Origin of the sequence: Actinoplanes ianthinogenes, assembly GCF_018324205.1 — a bacterium.
Lineage (GTDB): Bacteria > Actinomycetota > Actinomycetes > Mycobacteriales > Micromonosporaceae > Actinoplanes > Actinoplanes ianthinogenes.
This window is the reverse complement of the sequence record NZ_AP023356.1, coordinates 2,623,755-2,639,675: the sequence shown is the minus strand read 5'-3', so window position 1 is coordinate 2,639,675 and position 15,921 is coordinate 2,623,755. Positions and strand designations below refer to the sequence as shown.

Sequence of the window (15,921 nt, the reverse complement as noted above, 5' to 3'; positions counted from 1 at the left end):
GAGGTCCGCAAGCCATGGCACGCCGCAAAACCGAGAACCGCGTCGACCTGTCCGCGTTCGATCAGGCCGGCGCCCGGGTCATCGACAACCCGCTGACCACCGAGGTGGAGGACTCCTACCTGGAGTACGCGTACTCGGTGATCCACTCACGGGCGCTGCCGGACGCCCGGGACGGCCTCAAGCCGGTGCACCGGCGGATCCTCTGGTCGATGTCCGAGCAGGGTCACCGCCCCGATCGGGCGTATGTGAAGTCCGCCCGCGTCGTCGGCGACGTGATGGGTAAGTACCACCCGCACGGCGACGTGGCGATCTACGACGCGCTGGTCCGGCTCGCCCAGGACTTCTCGCTGAACACGCCGCTGATCGACGGCCACGGCAACTTCGGCTCGCCGGACGACGGCCCGGCCGCCGCGCGGTACACCGAGGCGCGGATGTCCCGCGAGGCGATGCTGCTGGTCGGCGAGCTGGGCGAGGGCACCGTCGACTTCAAGCCGACCTACGACGGCGACGACGTCGAGCCCAAGGTGCTCCCGGCGGCCTTCCCGAACCTGCTGGTCAACGGCACGTCCGGGATCGCGGTCGGGATGGCGACCAACATGATCCCGCACAACCTGGGCGAGGTGGTCGCGGCCGCCCGGCGGCTGATCACCCATCCGGACACCGATCTCGACGGACTGATGCGCTACGTGCCCGGCCCCGACCTGCCGACCGGCGGTCAGCTGCTCGGGCTCGACGAGGTGCGCCGGGCGTATGAGACCGGTCGCGGCGTGGTCCGGATCCGGGCCCGCGCGCAGACCGGCCCGCTGGAGGGCGGCCGGGGGCGGCAGGCGATCACGGTCACCGAGCTGCCCTACGGCATCGGCGCCGAGAAGATCATCGAGGCGATCACCGACGAGGTGAAGGGCAAGCTGATCACCTCGGGGCCGCGGCGCGGGCAGCGGCAGGCCGCCCGGCTGACGGGCATCGCCGACGTCAAGGACCTGACCGACCGGGAGCACGGCACCCGGCTCGTCATCGAGTGCAAGGTCGGGGTCAACCCGCAGGCGCTGCTGGCCGACCTCTACCGGCTCACCCCGCTGGAGAGCTCGTTCGGCATCAACAACCTGGTGCTGGTCGACGGGCAGCCGCGGACGCTCGGGCTCAAGGCGCTGCTCGAGGTCTTCGTCCAGCACCGGTACGACGTGGTCACCCGGCGGACGACGTACCGGCGGACCAAGCGCGAGGACCGGCTGCACCTGGTCGACGGCCTGCTGATCGCCCTGATCGACATCGACCGGGTGGTCGCGATCATCCGGGCCAGCGACGACGCGGCGGCGGCCAAGGCGTCCCTGATGAGCGAGTTCGGGCTCAGCGACATCCAGGCGACGTACATCCTGGACACCCCGCTGCGGCGGCTCACCCGGTTCGACCGGATCGAGCTGGAGACCGAGCAGGAGCGGCTGCGGGCGGAGATCGCCGAGCTGAGCCGGATCCTGGACGACGAGGCCGTACTGAAAAAGGTCGTGTCCGATGAATTGGCCGAGGTGGCCAAGGAGTTCGGCCGGCCCCGGCACACCACGCTGATCGACGGGGACCTCAAGGAGGTGCTCGCCGCCTCGGTGCCGGCCGGGCCGCTCGAGGTCGCCGACGACCCGTGCCAGATCATCCTCTCCGCGACCGGGCTGATCGCCCGGACCGCGGCGGAGAGCGAGGAGTCGACCGAGGGCCGCAAGCGCAGCGGCCGGGTCAAGCACGACGCGGTCCGCGCGATCATCCACTCGACCGCCCGCGGGCGGATCCTGCTGATCACCAACCGGGGCCGGGCGTTCAAGACCGACGTGCTGCCGCTGCCGGTGCTGCCCGAGCAGTCCGGCACGGTGTCGCTGCGCGGCGGCATGTCCGCCTCCGAGCTGGTCCCGCTGGAGAAGGGTGAGAAGGTCGTCGGTCTCGCGCCGCTGACCGCCGGCGACTCGCCCGGCCTCGCGCTGGGCACCCGGCAGGGCGTGGTGAAGGTGTGCGCCCCCGAGTGGCCGGTGCGCTCCGACGAGTTCGAGGTGATCACCCTCAAGGAGGGTGACGAGGTGCTCCAGGCGACCTGGCTCACCGACGGGGCCGAGTCGCTGGTCTTCATCACCTCGGACGCGAACCTGCTGCGGTTCCCGGCCAAGCTGGTGCGGCCGCAGGGGCTCAAGGGCGGTGGCATGGCCGGCGTCAACCTGACGGCGGGGGCCACGGTCATCTCGTTCCACGCGATCGTCACGTCGGACACCACGCACGGCGAGCCGATGGTGGTCACCTCGACCGGCACACAGGTGAAGGTGTCACCGTTCGCGTCCTACCCGGCGAAAGGCCGGGCCACCGGCGGCGTCCGGGTGCAGCGCTTCCTCAAGGGGGAGTCGGAGCTGGTGGTGGCCTGGGTCGGGCCCCGGCCGGTGGGGGCCAGCAGCACCGGTGACCCGGTCGAGCTGCCCGAGCCGGACGCGCGCCGGGACGGCTCCGGCGCCGCGGTGATCATGGGTCCGCAGCTCATCGGTCACCACATCGAACGCGACTGACCCGCCCGGCCTTCAGCCCGCGAACCGCTCGACGGCGTCGAGATCGTCGGGCTGGAGGCCGCGGTTCGGGCGGGGCGCGATCAGCAGGACACGCCCCAGCCCCGGCAGCTCCTCGTGGGCGGACGGCGGGATGTCGGCGTCATCGGTCCAGATCAGGGGCCGCCCGTCGGTCAGCACCCGGCGGGCGGCGGCCAGCTTGGCGACGGCGGCCTCTTGCGGGGTCAGCTCCTCGGTCCAGCACGGTTGCAGGTGGGGCAGGGCGAACAGGCGCTCCAGCTGGCCGGCCTGGGCGCACCAGGTGGTGCACCAGCGGATCTCGGCGGTGCCGGCTCGGTGGATCGCGCGGATCCGGTCGAGCAGAGCCGGGGCCCAGCGCATGACATATCCGATGCCGTCGGCGTAGGCCATGCCGCGCCGGGGTGCGGCGCCCCAGCCGGGGCGGTTCGCGTTCAGCACGCCGTCGACGTCGAGCAGCCAGACCGGACGGGTCACCATGTCGGGCGGATGCGGCCGGGGACGACCAGGCGGGACAGGCCGGCTCGGACGGTGGTGAGATTGTCCGGGCCGAGGGCGTCGGCCCAGGGGCGCAGGGCCTCCTCGGCGGCCGCGTCGGCGGCTCGGGTGCAGGCCCAGCCGCGGTCGGTGAGGGTCAGCAGCCGGGCGCGGGCGTCGAGCGGGTGGGGGCGGCGCTCCACGTAACCCTTGCGGACCAGCTCGTCGGCCATCTGGCTGGCCGCCTGCTTGGTGACGCCGAGATGCTCGGCCAGCTCGACGACGGTCGCGCCGTCCGGGGCCAGGCGGACGAAGGCGAATCCGTGTGCCGGGCGCAGGTCGGCAAAACCGCGGGCCCGGACACCCGCGTCGATGGCGTCGACCAGCGCGGATGCGGCACCGAGCAGCAGCACCGGCAGGTCCAGGAGATCACGTCGCACGCAAGCAGTTTGACATGGCGGTCAAGTTGCTTGACTATTTGGTCAAGCGGCTTGACCAAATATGAGGGGGAGAAGCATGGCGATCCATCGCCAGAGCGAGGCGGTCACGCACCGCCTGCACGGTTCGGTCTTTCATTCGTACGTTTCTCCGTCCGCCGGCAGCGAGCAGCTCTGCGCGTGGCGGTTGGAGATCGCCGGCGGGACGGCGGGTGTCCGGCACCGGATCGACCGGGAGGAGGTGTTCCTGGTGCTCGCGGGGAAGGTGCGGGTGTTCCTGGACGGGGTGGTCGAGGAGATCACCGCCGGGGACGTGCTGCGGGTGCCGGTCGGCGCCGAGTTCGGCCTCGACAACCCGGGCCCGGACCCGGCGGCGGTCTGGGTGACCACCAGTGTCGGGCTGAAGGCGACGCTGCCGGACGGCTCGGTGATCAGCCCACCCTGGGTGAACTGAGTCGCCCGGGGGCGGGGAGGCCCCACCCCCGGGAGACTCAGAAAGGCGGCGCCGGGAGGCTGGAAGGCGGCGCCGGGAGATTGGAAGACGGCGCGGAGGGTTCAGAGGGCGGTCCGGAGCGCCCAGATCGCGTCCATCTCGGACGGCGAGAGCGGTCCGGCCGCCTCCGCGGCGAGGCATTCCACCAGCTCGGCGCGGTTCTTCACGCCGAGGACGACCGTGGACACCCCGGCCGCGGTGAGCGCGTAACGGTGGGCCAGCACCGACGGCGTCGTTCCCAGCTCCGCGGCGAGTTTGCGGAACGGCTCCGCGCGTACGAAATCAATCGCCGCGGGGTGGTCGGCCGCAAGCGTACGGTCAAGACTCGCGGTCAATGACCCGGCCGCGACCGCGCGGATGCCGATCACCTGGACCCCGTGCGCATTCGCGGAGCGGATGAGCTCCTCGGTCCGCGGCCGGGCCCCGGGGAAGAACCACAGATCGCCGTTGAAATCGAGCGGGTTCACCACGATCTGCGCCGCGTCCGGCCGCGGACTCCCGTCGAACGCGGCGAGCACGCTGTCCGGGTGCCCGACCGCGGTGATGCCCCAGGCGCGGATGTCGCCGGCCGAGCGCAGCCGCTCGAACTCGGCGGCCGCCTCGCGGTAACCGTCCAGCCCGATCGAGTGCGGGTGCGGCCCGGTCACCCGGATCTGCGTGTGCAGCAGGAAGAGGTCGAGGTGGTCGCGGCCGATCCGCTCCAGGCTGGCGGCGAGGCCGCGGCGGATCCGAGCGGCGAAGTCACGCTCCTCGTCGTCCTCGAGGGACACCTTCGACGTGATCATCACGTCCGGGTGCGAGGCGGAGCGGAGGGCCTCGCCGGCCGCCCGCTCCGCCTCGAAGCCGGCGCCGTAGGACGGCGCCAGGTCCAGCATGGTGATCCCGGCGTCGAGGGCGGCGTGGATGGTGGCCACCGCCTCGCGCCGGTCGGTCGAGCCCCAGACGCCGGCGATGCCGCCGCCGCCCAGGGTGAGTGCGCTGATCCGGCCGAGTCGTCCGAAGTCCCTGAGTTCCATGTGGACGAAGCTAGGACCTGGAGTGCACTCCAGCACAAGAGCGAAGGAGCGAGGGTTCACTTGCTCGGCGGCGGGACCTCACACTTGATCTTCGGGTTGACGCCGAGCCAGTTCAGCGGGCCGGCCAGCGTGGTGACGATGACCGTGCCGGCTTTCGCGCAGCTCGCGTCGCCGGTGTCCTTGAAGTAGCCGCGTTCGAAGGCCGCGACCAGGCCGAGCAGAAGCCAGATGACGATAATGACCGCGCCTGCGCGCATCGAGAGCCTCCTCAGTCGGGGATGCGCGGCAGATACCCGGAATCACACCGTGGATAAACGGCGAGCCTGGAGCGTGTAGGTGTGCGGCAGCCGCTCCGGCCGGTCGGCCAGCTGCCACTCCTTGTTGTCCAGCTTGCGCATCCGTCCGGGCAGCGCGTCCCAGGGCACGCTCTGGTGCTCGACCAGGCCGGTCAAGGTCAGACCCGCTTCCAGTACGGCGGTGACGATCTCCCCGAGCCCGTGGTTCCACTCGTGCGTGACCGTGTGCGTCATCTGATGATCGGTGTCGACGTAGGTGCCCGGCTCGTCGTAGATCTGCGGCTCGGCCTGCTCGAAGTACGGCTCGGAGAGCGCCAGCACCCCGTCGGTCCGGTCGTAGTCGCACGCCCACAGGACCGGGTGCCCCTCCCGGATGAACAGCCGCCCGCCCGGGGCCAGCAGCGACGCCACCGTCCGTGCCCAGCGCTTGATGTCGGGCAGCCAGCCGAGCGCGCCGATCCCGGTGAACACCAGGTCGAACTCGCCCTCCAGCACCTCACGCGCGGCGTAGACGTCGCTCTGCACGTAGTCGATCGCGGCGCCGGCCCGGTCGGCCAGGATCCGGGCCTGCTTCAGCGACTCCCCGGAGAAGTCCAGGCCGGTCATCCGCGCGCCGAGCCGGGACAGCGAGAGCGTGTCGGTGCCGATGTGGCACTGGAGGTGCACGGCGCGCAGCCCGCTGATGTCGCCGAGCAGCGGAAGGTCGAAGCGGACCACGTCGCTGATCTGCTCCGGGTCGCGCACCAGAGCCTCGACGGGGTAACCGGGCGACGCGGCGTGCGCCGCCGCCCGGTCGTCCCAGTTGGCGCGGTTGACGGTCAGGTAATCGCTCACGCGCCGGAGCGTATGCGCTCCCGGAACCACAGCGCACTCTGTTTCGGCGTCCGTCGCTGGGTCTCGTAGTCGACCGCGACCAGGCCGAACCGGCGGCGGTAGCCCTCCGCCCACTCGAAGTTGTCCATCAGCGACCAGGCGAAGTAGCCGCGTACGTCGGCGCCCTGATCGCGGGCCGCGAGCGCCGCTTCGACGTGCGCCTTCAGGTACGCCGTCCGCTCCTCGTCGGCCACGAACCCCTCCGGATCGGGGTCGTCGTCGTAGACCGCCCCGTTCTCGGTGACCGCGAGCGGCAGCCCGTACTCCCGGTGCAGGCGCAGCAGCAGCGTGGTGAACCGGTCCGGGGTGATCGGCCAGCCCATCGCGGTCTCCGGCGCGTCCGGCTTGATCTCCCGGACGATCGCGCGGCCCGCCGCGTCGTGGGTGTTGCCCTGCTCGTCGCGCCCGGCGAAGTCCTGTCCGAAGTAGAAGTTGACGCCGAGCACGTCCGGCCGCCTGTTGATGATCTCCAGGTCGCCGTCCTGGATCGGCAGCAGGTGCCCGTGGTCGGCGAGGATCGACGCGGGGTAGTGGCCGTGGACGATCGGGTCGAGGAAGATCCCGGCGACGTTCTCGTGGGCGCGCCGGCCGGCGGCGATGTCCACCGGGTCGTCGGTGTGCGGCGTCGCGGTGCCGATGTTCAGCGCGATCCCGACCGAGTTGTCCGCATTTTTCGCGACATCGGTTGCGAGGCCGTGCGCGAGCAGCAAGTGGTGGGTAGCTCGCATCGCGTCCTCGAACGAACGCCGTCCCGGAGCGTGCACCCCGTGCTCATACCCGAGGAACGCCGCACACCACGGCTCGTTGAGGGTCTGCCAATGGCGAACCCGGTCCCGCAGCCGGTCGACTACCAGCTGCGAGAAGTCCGCGAACCGGTAGGGCGTGTCCCGGTGCGGCCACCCGCCGGCGTCCTCCAGTTCCTGCGGCAGGTCCCAGTGGTACAGCGTCAGCCACGGATCGATCCCGTTGGCCAGCAGCTCGTCCACCAGCCGGTCGTAGAAGTCCAGCCCCGGCTTGTTCGCCGGCCCCCGCCCGCCCGGCTGCACCCGGGTCCAGGACACCGAGAACCGGTACGCGTTCACCCCGAGGCTCTTGATCAGCCGTACGTCGGACGGCATCCGGTGATAGTGGTCGCACGCCACGTCGCCGTGCTCGCCGACCACCTCGTGCGCGAAGGTGTCCCAGATGGACGGTGTCCGCCCGTCCTCCGCGGCGGCCCCCTCGATCTGGTAGGCCGACGTCGCCACGCCCCAGGTAAAGCTCACAGAGTCCCCTCAGGATGGAAATGGTGAGGGCCGGTCCCGACGGCAAGGGACCGGCCCTCTGCTCACTCGTGCAGCCAGCAGGCGACCGACCGGTCGCCCCCGCTCGGCGTCAGCACGGGAATCTTGTCCGGGCACGGCTCGAACGCCTTCGGGCACCGGGGGTGGAACGAGCACCCGGCCGGCATGCCCTTCAGGTCCGGCGGCGAGCCGGGGATGCCGGTCAGCTCCCGGCGCGGCCCGCGCAGCGCCGGGAACGAGCCGAGCAGGCCCTTCGAGTACGGGTGCAGCGCGTCCTTGTAGATCGCCGCGGCCGGCGCCTCCTCGACGATCCGCCCGCCGTACATGATCGCGATCCGGTTCGAGAACTCGACCAGCAGCGACAGGTCGTGGGTGATGAAGACGACCGAGAAGCCCAGCCGCTCGCGCAGCTCGATCAGCTGGCTGAGGATCTGCCGCTGCATGACCACGTCGAGCGCGGTGGTCGGCTCATCCATGATCACCACCTGCGGCTGGAGGATCAGGGCCATGCCGATCATCACGCGCTGGCGCATGCCGCCGGAGAGCTGGTGCGGGTACGCGTCCATCCGGTCGGCGGCGATCCCGACCAGCTTGAGCATCTCCCGCGCCCGGGCGTTGCGCGCGGCCTCGGACATCTCCGGGCGGTGCGCCCGCAGCACGTCGGTGAGCTGGGTGGAGATCTTGTGCACCGGGTTGAGCGAGTTCATCGCGCCCTGGAACACGATCGCCGTCTCGGCCCAGCGGAAGCCGCGCAGCTCCCGGTCGGTGAGGCCGAGCACGTCGTACGGCTCGCCCTGTTCGGGGTGGTAGATCACCTGACCGCCGGTGATCACGCCGGGCGGGGGGAGCAGGCGGGTCATCCCGTACGCCAGGGTCGACTTGCCGGAGCCGCTCTCGCCGGCCAGTCCGAGCACCTCGCCGCGGTGCAGCGTCAGGTCGACGTCCCGGACCGCGCGGACCGCCTGGTCGCCCAGGCCGTACCCGACGTTCAGGTTTTTGATCTCGAGAACCGGCTGGCTCACTGCACGGTCTCCTTCCGAATGACCGGCGTGGCGACCGGCGTGGCGCCCTGCGAGAGAACCGGGGTGAACCCGATGCGCATCCGTACGGTATTGCCCGAGGCGGTCTTGATCTTGGTCTTTCCGACACTGCGCAGGCGCGGGCTGACGAACTCGTCGATCCCGAAGTTGATCAGCGAGAGGGCGGTGCCGAGCAGCGCGATCGCGAGACCGGCCGGAATGAACCACCACCACGCCTCGCGGGCGAGCGCCTGCTGGCCCTGCGCCCAGAACAGGATGGTGCCCCAGTTCCAGGTGTCCGCCGAGGCGACGCCGATGAAGGCCAGGGTGATCTCGGAGAGCACCGCGAAGATGACCGTGCCGACGAACCCGGAGGCGATCACCGCGGTCAGGTTCGGCATCAGCTCGAACATGATGACCCGCCAGGTCTTCTCGCCGGTGGCGCGGGCCGCGTCGACGAAGTCCCGGCGGCGCAGCGACAGCGTCTGCGCCCGCAGCACGCGGGCGTTCCACGACCACGAGGTGAGGCCGATGACCATGGCGATCAGCCAGTCCTCGGCGTTCTCCAGGGTCGACGTGATGATGATGATCAGCGGCAGGGCCGGGATGACCAGGAAGACGTTGGAGAGCGCGGAGAGGCCCTCGTCGGTCTTGCCGCCCAGGTAGCCGGCGGTCACCCCGATCAGCACCGAGAGCACGGTCGCGACGGTGCCGGCGAAGAAGCCGACGAAGATCACGCTGCGGGTGCCTTCCAGCAGCTGGCTGAAGACGTCCTGGCCGAGGTGGGTGGTGCCCAGCCAGTGGTCGCCGGACGGCGGCTGGAGCAGGTCGTTGCTGCGGGCGCTGGGGTCGTACGGCGCCACCCACGGACCGATGATCGCGAACAGCACGTAGATGCCGAGGATGATCAGGCCGGTGGCGGCCTTGCGGTTGCTGACGAAGCGGAAGCGCTGCTTCTTGGCCTTCTTCGTGGCCTCCGGCTGCGCCATCGAGCCCTGGCCGGGAATGACCTGCTCGATGCTCGAAGTAGGGATCGTCATCGTCAGCCCTCCTTGCGGGTACGCGGGTCGAGAAGCAGGTACGCCACGTCCGCGAGCAGGTTCGCCACCAGCACCGAGATCGTGATGATCAGGAAGATGCCCTGCATCAGCGGGTAGTCCGACGCGCCCAGCGCCTGGAACAGCTGGAAGCCGATGCCCGGGTAGGAGAAGACGATCTCCACGAGCAGCGTGCCGCCGACGATGAAGCCGAGCGACAGCGCGAAGCCGGAGACGTTCGGCAGCAGCGCGTTGCGGGCCGCGTAACTCGTCGCCACCCGGCGGTCGGAGAGCCCCTTGGCGTGCGCCACGGTGATGTAGTCCTCACTGGACACGGTCACCATCATGTTGCGCATGCTGAGGATCCAGCCGCTGACCGACGAGATCAGGATGGTCAGCGCGGGGAGCAGACTGTGCCGGATCGCGCTCGGTATGAAGTACTGGTCGAACGCGGGCACCAGGCCGTTGTCGAAGCCGCCGGACGACGGGAAGAAGCTGTCCGGCCCGGTGAGCAGGTAGATCGCGATGATGCCGAGCCAGAAGTACGGCACCGAGGAGAGGAACGTGGTCACCGGCAGCAGCCCGTCGGCCCAGGAGCCGCGCCGCCAGCCGGCCAGCACGCCCAGGCCGGTGCCGAGGAAGAAGCTGATGATCGTGGTGATGCCGACCAGCATCAGCGTCCACGGCAGGCTCTTCGAGATGACCTCCGACACCGGGGTCGGGAAGAACGTGAAGGACAGGCCCAGGTCTCCGTGGAGCAGCTGGTTCCAGTAGTCCAGGTACTCCTGCCAGAGGCTCTTGTCGTCGTCGAGTCCGAACAGGATGTAGAGCGACTGGATCGAGTCGCTGCTGAGCTGGCCCTGGTACTTGGTGATCAGCGCCTGCACCGGGTCGCCCGGGACCATGCGCGGGATGAAGAAGTTCAGCGTGATCGCGGCCCACGCGGTGAAGAGGTAGAACGCCAGGCGTTGCAGGAAGTACTTCACGGGGCCACCTCGTCACGGTCGTACAGCCAGCAGGCGGCCCAGTGGCCGGGCGCGTCGCCGATCAGCAGGGGTACCGGCAGCTCGGTGCGGCAGCGCTCCATCGCGACCGGGCAGCGCGGGTGGAACCGGCATCCGGCCGGCGGGTGGATCAGGCTCGGCGGCTCGCCGTTCCCGGCGTCCTTGCCGTCGGCTTCGGACAGGCCCGCGAGCCGGTCCGGGTCCGGCGCGGATTCGATCAGCAATTTCGTGTACGGGTGAGCCGGCGACTGTGTCACCGTCTCGCTGTCACCGCCCTCGACCATCCGGCCGGCGTACATGACCATCGTGTCGTCGGCGAAGTACCGTGCCGACGCGATGTCATGGGTGATGTACAGGATCGCCAGGTTCAGCCGGTCCCGCAGGTCCCGCAGCAGGTTCAGCACCCCGAGCCGGATCGACACGTCCAGCATGGACACCGGCTCGTCGGCGAGCAGCGCCTCGGGCCGCGCGCCGAGCGCCCGGGCGATCGCCACCCGCTGGCGCTGGCCACCGGAGAGCTCGTGCGGGAATTTGTCCAGGTACCGCTCCGGCGGGGTCAGCTGCACCCGCTCCAGGAGCTCGGTGAGCGCCTGCTCGAGGTCCTGGTCGGTCGTGCCGGCGTTGTCGTGGATCTTCAACGACCGGGTCAGGTGATACCGGATCGTGTGCGTCGGGTTCAGCGACGCGAACGGGTCCTGGAAGATCATCTGAACCTGGGAGCAGTATCGGCGGAACGCCGCCCCTCCCTTGACCTTGGTCGTCTCGCCGTGCAGCCGGATGTCCCCGCCGGTGCGGGGGTACAGCTGGGCGAGCAGCCGGGCGATGGTGGACTTGCCCGAGCCGGACTCGCCGACCAGGGCCACCACTTTGCCGCGGCGGAGAACGAGGTCCACGTCATCGACGGCGTGGACCGCGTCTTTCCGATTCGAGAACAGGTCGCGCAGCTTCCGGCGGACGGGGAAGTGCTTGGTCAGGCCGATCGCCTCAAGCACCACCTCGCCGGCCGGCGCTTTCGCGTCGGGGATCGACGTCATGCCGTGTCCTTTTGAAGCAGCGAGCAGGGAGGGGCGGGCGCCCCGGGGAGAACCGGGACGCCCGCGGTGTCAGGCGATCAGGAGGCGGCGGGCTTGAGGTGCATGATCACGTCGAGCGCGCCGGACTGGGTGGGCTGCATCGGGGCGTACGGGTCGGCGTCGGTAGGCCAGCCGATCCAGTTCTTGGTGCTGTAGGCGCCACCGACGTTGTCGGCGCCGACCGGCAGCATCGGGGCCTGCTCCACGAAGACCTTCTGGAGCGTGGCCAGGGCGGTGGTCCGCGCGGCGTCGTCGGTGGCGTTCGCGTACGCCTTCAGCGCGGCGGTCGCCTCCGGGCTGTCGAAGCGGCCGAAGTTGCCCTGCTGGGCCGGGGTGCCGATCGGCTTCTTGAGGTCGCCGTCCATCACGGTCTGGTAGATGTCGAACGGCGTCGAGCCGCCGTTGGTCCAGCGCAGCACCGCGTCGAAGTCACCGGTCTGCACGTTCTGGTCCCAGACGTTCTGGTTCGGCTTCTCCACCGTGGCGGCGATGCCGATGTCGGCCAGGTTGGTCTTGATGATCTCGAGGCTGGTCTGGTAGTCGGACCACGGAGCCGGGTCGCTCAGCTTGATGGTGACGGCCTTGCCGCTCTTGTCCTTCAGCGTGGTGCCGTCCAGCTTGTAGCCGGCCTCCTGGAGCAGCTTCTTGGCGCCCGCCACGTCGACCGAGAACGTCTTGCCCTTGTAGGCCTCGGTGATGTAAGCGTCACCGGCGCCGTCCGGCAGACCCGTGACGCTCTTCAGCTCGGGGTGGAAGTAGCCCGCCTCGGCCTGGTTGAAGATGTCCGCCCGGTTGATGACCATGTTCATCGCCTGGCGCAGCTTCGGGTCGTCGAACGGCTTGCGGGTGGTGTTGATGTAGAGGCCGTGGATGCCCAGCACGCCCGGCGCCCAGACCTTGTTGTTCTGCGGGTCCTTGGAGACGAAGACCTGCTGGTAGTCCGGGATGAAGACGAAGCTCCACTCGGAGGCGCCGGTGGCCAGCGCGGTGGTCTGCGCGTTGTTGTCGGCGTACGAGGTGTACCGAAGCTCCTTGATGGCCGGCTTGTCCTGCCAGTAACCGCTCTCCCGGCGCTCGAGCACGATGCCCTGCTGGCTGAACGACTTCAGGGTGTACGGCCCGCTGCCGATCGGCTGCTTGATCGGGTCGGTGGCCGGGTCCGCGATCTTCTCCCAGATGTGCTTCGGGACGATCGGGATCTGGCTGATGATCTTGTGCCAGGAGGTGAACTGCGACGACTTGAAGGTGACCTTCACCTTGCTGCCGTCCTGGGTGACCTGGTCGATCGGGAGGGCGAAGATGTTCAGCGCCTCCTTCTCCTTGATCAGGTTGAAGGTGTAGACGACGTCCTCGGCGGTCAGCTTCTGCCCGTCGGACCAGGTGGCGTTGTCCCGGATGGTGACGTCGAGGGTCTTGTAGTCCGGCGACCACTTGATGTCGCTGGCCAGCCACGGCTTCGCGGGGTCGGCCGGCTTGACGTTGTTCCACATGCCGAGGGGCTCGTACATGACCCAGCGGTAGCCCAGCGACGAGGCGGCCGCGGTGCCGAGGAACGGGTTGTTGCTCTCGGTGACCGTGCCGTTCGGCATGCCGATCGCCAGGAAGTCGGCGCCCTTGCTGTTGGCGTTGTCCTTGTTGGCGTTCGGCGAGTCACCGCACGCGGCCAGACCGCCCGTGACGAGCACGCCCGCCAGGGCGGCCGCGAACAGCTTCCTTCTCTGCATCGGAGAATCTCCTCGGATTGCGATTTTCGGGGTGAGAGGGGTGCCCGTAGGGCGTGCGGCATCGCGTGACCGGCGGGCGCCGGCCCCGAGGTGCGCGGGGTCGCTCGGCCGGCCGCCTGGCCGGTCGAACAGGTGCTATGTCAGGTTCTCGGTCAGGCCTGGGTGGACGCGCGCACGGTGAACGTCGCCGGGATCACCGTCGGCCGGTTCGGGAGCGGGGTGCCGTCGAAGTGCGCGAGCAGGGTGCGGGCCGCGGCCTCGCCCATCTCGCGCATCGGCTGGTGCACCGTGGACAGCGGCGGCTTGTGGTGGGCCGCCATCGGGATGTCGTCGAAGCCGACCACCGCGACGTCCTCCGGCACCCGCCGGCCGCTGTCCTGGATGGCCTGCACGACACCGAAGGCGGAGAGGTCGTTGTGGCAGAAGACGGCGTCGAAGTCGAGGCCGCCGGCGATCGCCTGCTTGACCCCGTCGGCACCGCACGCGACGGTGAAGTCGCCGGAGAGCAGGTGCGCCTCCGGGATGGGATGGCCGGCCTCGGCGAAGACCGAGGCGAAGCCGTCGGTGCGCTGCACGGTGCAGCCGAACCGGGCCGGGCCGGTGATCACGAGCGGCTTGTGGCGCCCGATCTCCAGCAGGTGCCGGGCCGCGTCGGCCGCACCGCTGTGGTTGGTGGTGCCGACGGTCGGGATCTGCTCGCCGGAGAGCTGGTCCCGGTCGTCGATCAGGACCATCGGCAGGCCCCGGTGGTGCAGGGTCTTGATGTAGTCGAGGGTGCCCTCCGGCTCGATCACCAGCAGGCCGTCGAACGACTTGGCGGCGACCTGCGCGGCGAACTGCCGCATCGAGTCGTCACCGCGGTTGCAGGTGAACAGCAGCAGGCCGTACTCCTCGGCCTCCAGCACGTCCACCGCGCCCTGGAGCACCTCGCCCATCCAGGGCCAGGTCAGCGAGGGCACCAGCATGCCGACCACCCGGGTGCGGCCGCGGGCCAGGTTGACCGCGCGAGCGCTGGGGACGTAGCCGAGCTCATCGATCACCGCACGGACGCGCGCGGCGGTCGACTCGTCCAGCTCACCCTTGCCGTTGAGAACCCGGGACACGGTCGTCTTGCTGACCTTGGCCCGAGCCGCCACGTCGGCGATGGTGATCGGCACAGCTCCTCCGAGTTTTTGTGTCCGGCCGGTGACGCCGGGGTTCGGAACCGGTTTCGGGACCGGTTTCGGCAGTCAACCGCAGTGAAGGCCGTCACGTCAATGGCCGGGAGATCTATTTAGGTTTCGGTCCGATAACCGGCCGGAACCGGTTTCGTTTACTGCGGCAACAATCGGTAGGTATCGGTCTCCGGCGCCAGATTCGGGAGGATCACCCCGAGCGGCGCGTCGATCATCAGGTCGGCATAGGGCTCCCCGCGGGTGACCCCACGGTTCACGATGGCCACCCGGACGCCCTGCTTGACGGCTCGCAACACGAAGCGCCGCCCGGACATCACGGTCAACGACGAGCCGAGGACCAGCAGCGTGCGCGCCCCGGCGACGAGGTCGAACGCCCGGGACACCCGGTCGGCCGGCACCGTCTCGCCGAAATAGACCACGTCCGGCTTGAGCAGGCCGCCGCAGGCCGGGCAGTCGACCACGGTGAACCCGTCCAGCGCCGCCTCGTCCAGCTCCACGTCGCCGTCCGCGTTCACCGCGGCGGCCACCGCGGTGAAGTGCGGGTTGGCCGCGGTCAGCCGGCCCTCCAGATCCGCGCGCGGGGTCAGCGCGCCGCACGACAGGCAGACGATCCGGGCCAGGTTGCCGTGCAGCTCGACCACATCCCGGGCGCCGGCCGCCTGGTGCAGCCCGTCCACGTTCTGCGTGATCACGCCGTGCAGCAGGCCGGACTCCTGCCAGCGGGCCACCGCCCGGTGCCCGTCGTTGGGCCGGGCCAGGCCGATGGTCCGCCAGCCGAGATGGCTGCGCGCCCAGTACCGCCGGCGGGCCAGGGGATCGCCGGTGAACGTCTGGTAGGTCATCGGGGTGTTGCGCCGGGCCGAGCCGGACGGGCCCCGGTAGTCCGGGATGCCGGAGTCGGTGGACAGGCCCGCCCCGCTGAGCACCACCACACCGCCCTCGGCCAACCAGCCGTCCAGGCGGGCCACCTGCTCCAGCACCTCGAGATCCATGACACCCATGGTCCCTCGTCCGGGTGACCGGTGGTGCCCTCCGTCCGGGTGGCCGTGACCGGAACGACCCGTGCGCGTTGCCGTCCGCGCCGGTAGGTTGATCCTTGTGACCGCTGTGGCGCAAGAGGCGAACCGTCCGTGGGATGGTCGCCGGCTGCTGCGGTTCCTCACCGGGCTCGCCCTGCTGGCCCTGGCCGTCACCCTGCGCCTACCCGCCACCGCTCCCGCCCCGACCGCTGAACCGGTCAATAAGGTGGCCGCCGTCGCCACCGCCGAGCCGGCCCCGGAGCAAGCGCGGGAACAGATCGAGGACGAGACCCGCGAGCCGGCCGAGCCGGCCCCGCAGCCGCGGCGGATGACGACGTCCGTCCTGACCGGTGTCCTCCCCGCCACCGGCGACCCCCGCGCACCCCCGACCCGCTGACACTCCCGCCACCGGACGCGCCGCCGACGGCCCGTCCCGGATCAACCGT

16 protein-coding genes are annotated in these 15,921 nt (G+C 70.2%); 3 read left to right on the top strand and 13 right to left on the bottom strand.

Features of this window, described 5'->3' with window-relative positions:
- The first annotated feature begins 14 nt into the window (after window positions 1-14).
- A complete protein-coding gene (locus tag Aiant_RS12210) occupies window positions 15-2,534 on the top strand; it encodes a DNA gyrase/topoisomerase IV subunit A (protein ID WP_189335286.1) in 2,520 nt (839 codons plus the stop codon).
- Between the two features lie 12 nt (window positions 2,535-2,546).
- Here Aiant_RS12210 and Aiant_RS12205 read toward each other — a convergent pair whose 3' ends face one another.
- Both Aiant_RS12205 and Aiant_RS12200 read right to left on the bottom strand, forming a co-directional pair.
- Window positions 2,547-3,029, bottom strand: coding sequence for an HAD domain-containing protein (locus Aiant_RS12205; RefSeq protein ID WP_229831175.1), 483 nt, complete (start codon window positions 3,027-3,029; stop codon window positions 2,547-2,549).
- On the bottom strand, window positions 3,023-3,466 hold the full coding sequence (locus tag Aiant_RS12200) for a MarR family winged helix-turn-helix transcriptional regulator (RefSeq protein ID WP_229831174.1): 444 nt from the start codon (window positions 3,464-3,466) through the stop codon (window positions 3,023-3,025). The genes Aiant_RS12205 and Aiant_RS12200 overlap by 7 nt, the downstream gene beginning before the upstream one ends.
- Window positions 3,467-3,542: 76 nt before the next feature.
- On the opposite strand from Aiant_RS12200, the gene Aiant_RS12195 reads away from it, so the two are divergent.
- Window positions 3,543-3,917 (top strand): cupin domain-containing protein, encoded by a 375-nt coding sequence (locus Aiant_RS12195; RefSeq protein ID WP_189335285.1) that lies wholly within the window; start codon window positions 3,543-3,545, stop codon window positions 3,915-3,917.
- A 101-nt stretch (window positions 3,918-4,018) separates the two neighbouring features.
- Here Aiant_RS12195 and Aiant_RS12190 read toward each other — a convergent pair whose 3' ends face one another.
- The 11 genes from Aiant_RS12190 to Aiant_RS12140 all read right to left on the bottom strand — a co-directional run bounded on the left by Aiant_RS12190 (window position 4,019) and on the right by Aiant_RS12140 (window position 15,457).
- Window positions 4,019-4,972 (bottom strand): aldo/keto reductase, encoded by a 954-nt coding sequence (locus Aiant_RS12190; protein ID WP_189335284.1) that lies wholly within the window; start codon window positions 4,970-4,972, stop codon window positions 4,019-4,021.
- Window positions 4,973-5,028: 56 nt separating this feature from the next.
- Window positions 5,029-5,229 carry a hypothetical protein gene (locus tag Aiant_RS12185; RefSeq protein ID WP_189335283.1) on the bottom strand — a complete coding sequence of 67 codons (201 nt, stop codon included), beginning with the start codon at window positions 5,227-5,229 and terminating at the stop codon, window positions 5,029-5,031.
- Window positions 5,230-5,271: 42 nt separating this feature from the next.
- Window positions 5,272-6,102, bottom strand: coding sequence for a class I SAM-dependent methyltransferase (locus Aiant_RS12180; RefSeq protein ID WP_189335282.1), 831 nt, complete (start codon window positions 6,100-6,102; stop codon window positions 5,272-5,274).
- Window positions 6,099-7,406 (bottom strand): GH1 family beta-glucosidase, encoded by a 1,308-nt coding sequence (locus Aiant_RS12175; protein ID WP_189335281.1) that lies wholly within the window; start codon window positions 7,404-7,406, stop codon window positions 6,099-6,101. Before Aiant_RS12175 ends, Aiant_RS12180 begins: the two co-directional genes overlap by 4 nt.
- Before the next feature lie 62 nt (window positions 7,407-7,468).
- A complete protein-coding gene (locus tag Aiant_RS12170) occupies window positions 7,469-8,446 on the bottom strand; it encodes an ABC transporter ATP-binding protein (protein ID WP_189335280.1) in 978 nt (325 codons plus the stop codon).
- Window positions 8,443-9,483, bottom strand: coding sequence for an ABC transporter permease (locus Aiant_RS12165; protein ID WP_189335279.1), 1,041 nt, complete (start codon window positions 9,481-9,483; stop codon window positions 8,443-8,445). Before Aiant_RS12165 ends, Aiant_RS12170 begins: the two co-directional genes overlap by 4 nt.
- A gap of 2 nt (window positions 9,484-9,485) precedes the next feature.
- Entirely contained in the window at window positions 9,486-10,466 is a 981-nt protein-coding gene (locus tag Aiant_RS12160) for an ABC transporter permease (RefSeq protein ID WP_189335278.1), read from the bottom strand.
- Entirely contained in the window at window positions 10,463-11,518 is a 1,056-nt protein-coding gene (locus tag Aiant_RS12155; RefSeq protein ID WP_189335277.1) for an ABC transporter ATP-binding protein, read from the bottom strand. Before Aiant_RS12155 ends, Aiant_RS12160 begins: the two co-directional genes overlap by 4 nt.
- 77 nt (window positions 11,519-11,595) lie before the next feature.
- Window positions 11,596-13,281 carry an ABC transporter substrate-binding protein gene (locus Aiant_RS12150; RefSeq protein WP_189335276.1) on the bottom strand — a complete coding sequence of 562 codons (1,686 nt, stop codon included), beginning with the start codon at window positions 13,279-13,281 and terminating at the stop codon, window positions 11,596-11,598.
- Between the two features lie 152 nt (window positions 13,282-13,433).
- Window positions 13,434-14,438: a LacI family DNA-binding transcriptional regulator gene (locus Aiant_RS12145; RefSeq protein WP_189335275.1), complete on the bottom strand. Its 1,005-nt coding sequence runs from the start codon at window positions 14,436-14,438 to the stop codon at window positions 13,434-13,436.
- Window positions 14,439-14,593: 155 nt separating this feature from the next.
- Complete coding sequence (locus Aiant_RS12140; RefSeq protein WP_189335274.1) at window positions 14,594-15,457, bottom strand: NAD-dependent protein deacetylase; 864 nt, start codon at window positions 15,455-15,457, stop codon at window positions 14,594-14,596.
- A gap of 97 nt (window positions 15,458-15,554) precedes the next feature.
- Between Aiant_RS12140 and Aiant_RS12135 the strand changes: the two genes are divergently transcribed.
- The gene (locus Aiant_RS12135) at window positions 15,555-15,872 is read left to right on the top strand and encodes a hypothetical protein (protein WP_189335273.1); all 318 of its coding nucleotides are present in this window, start codon (window positions 15,555-15,557) and stop codon (window positions 15,870-15,872) included.
- Window positions 15,873-15,921 lie beyond the last annotated feature (49 nt).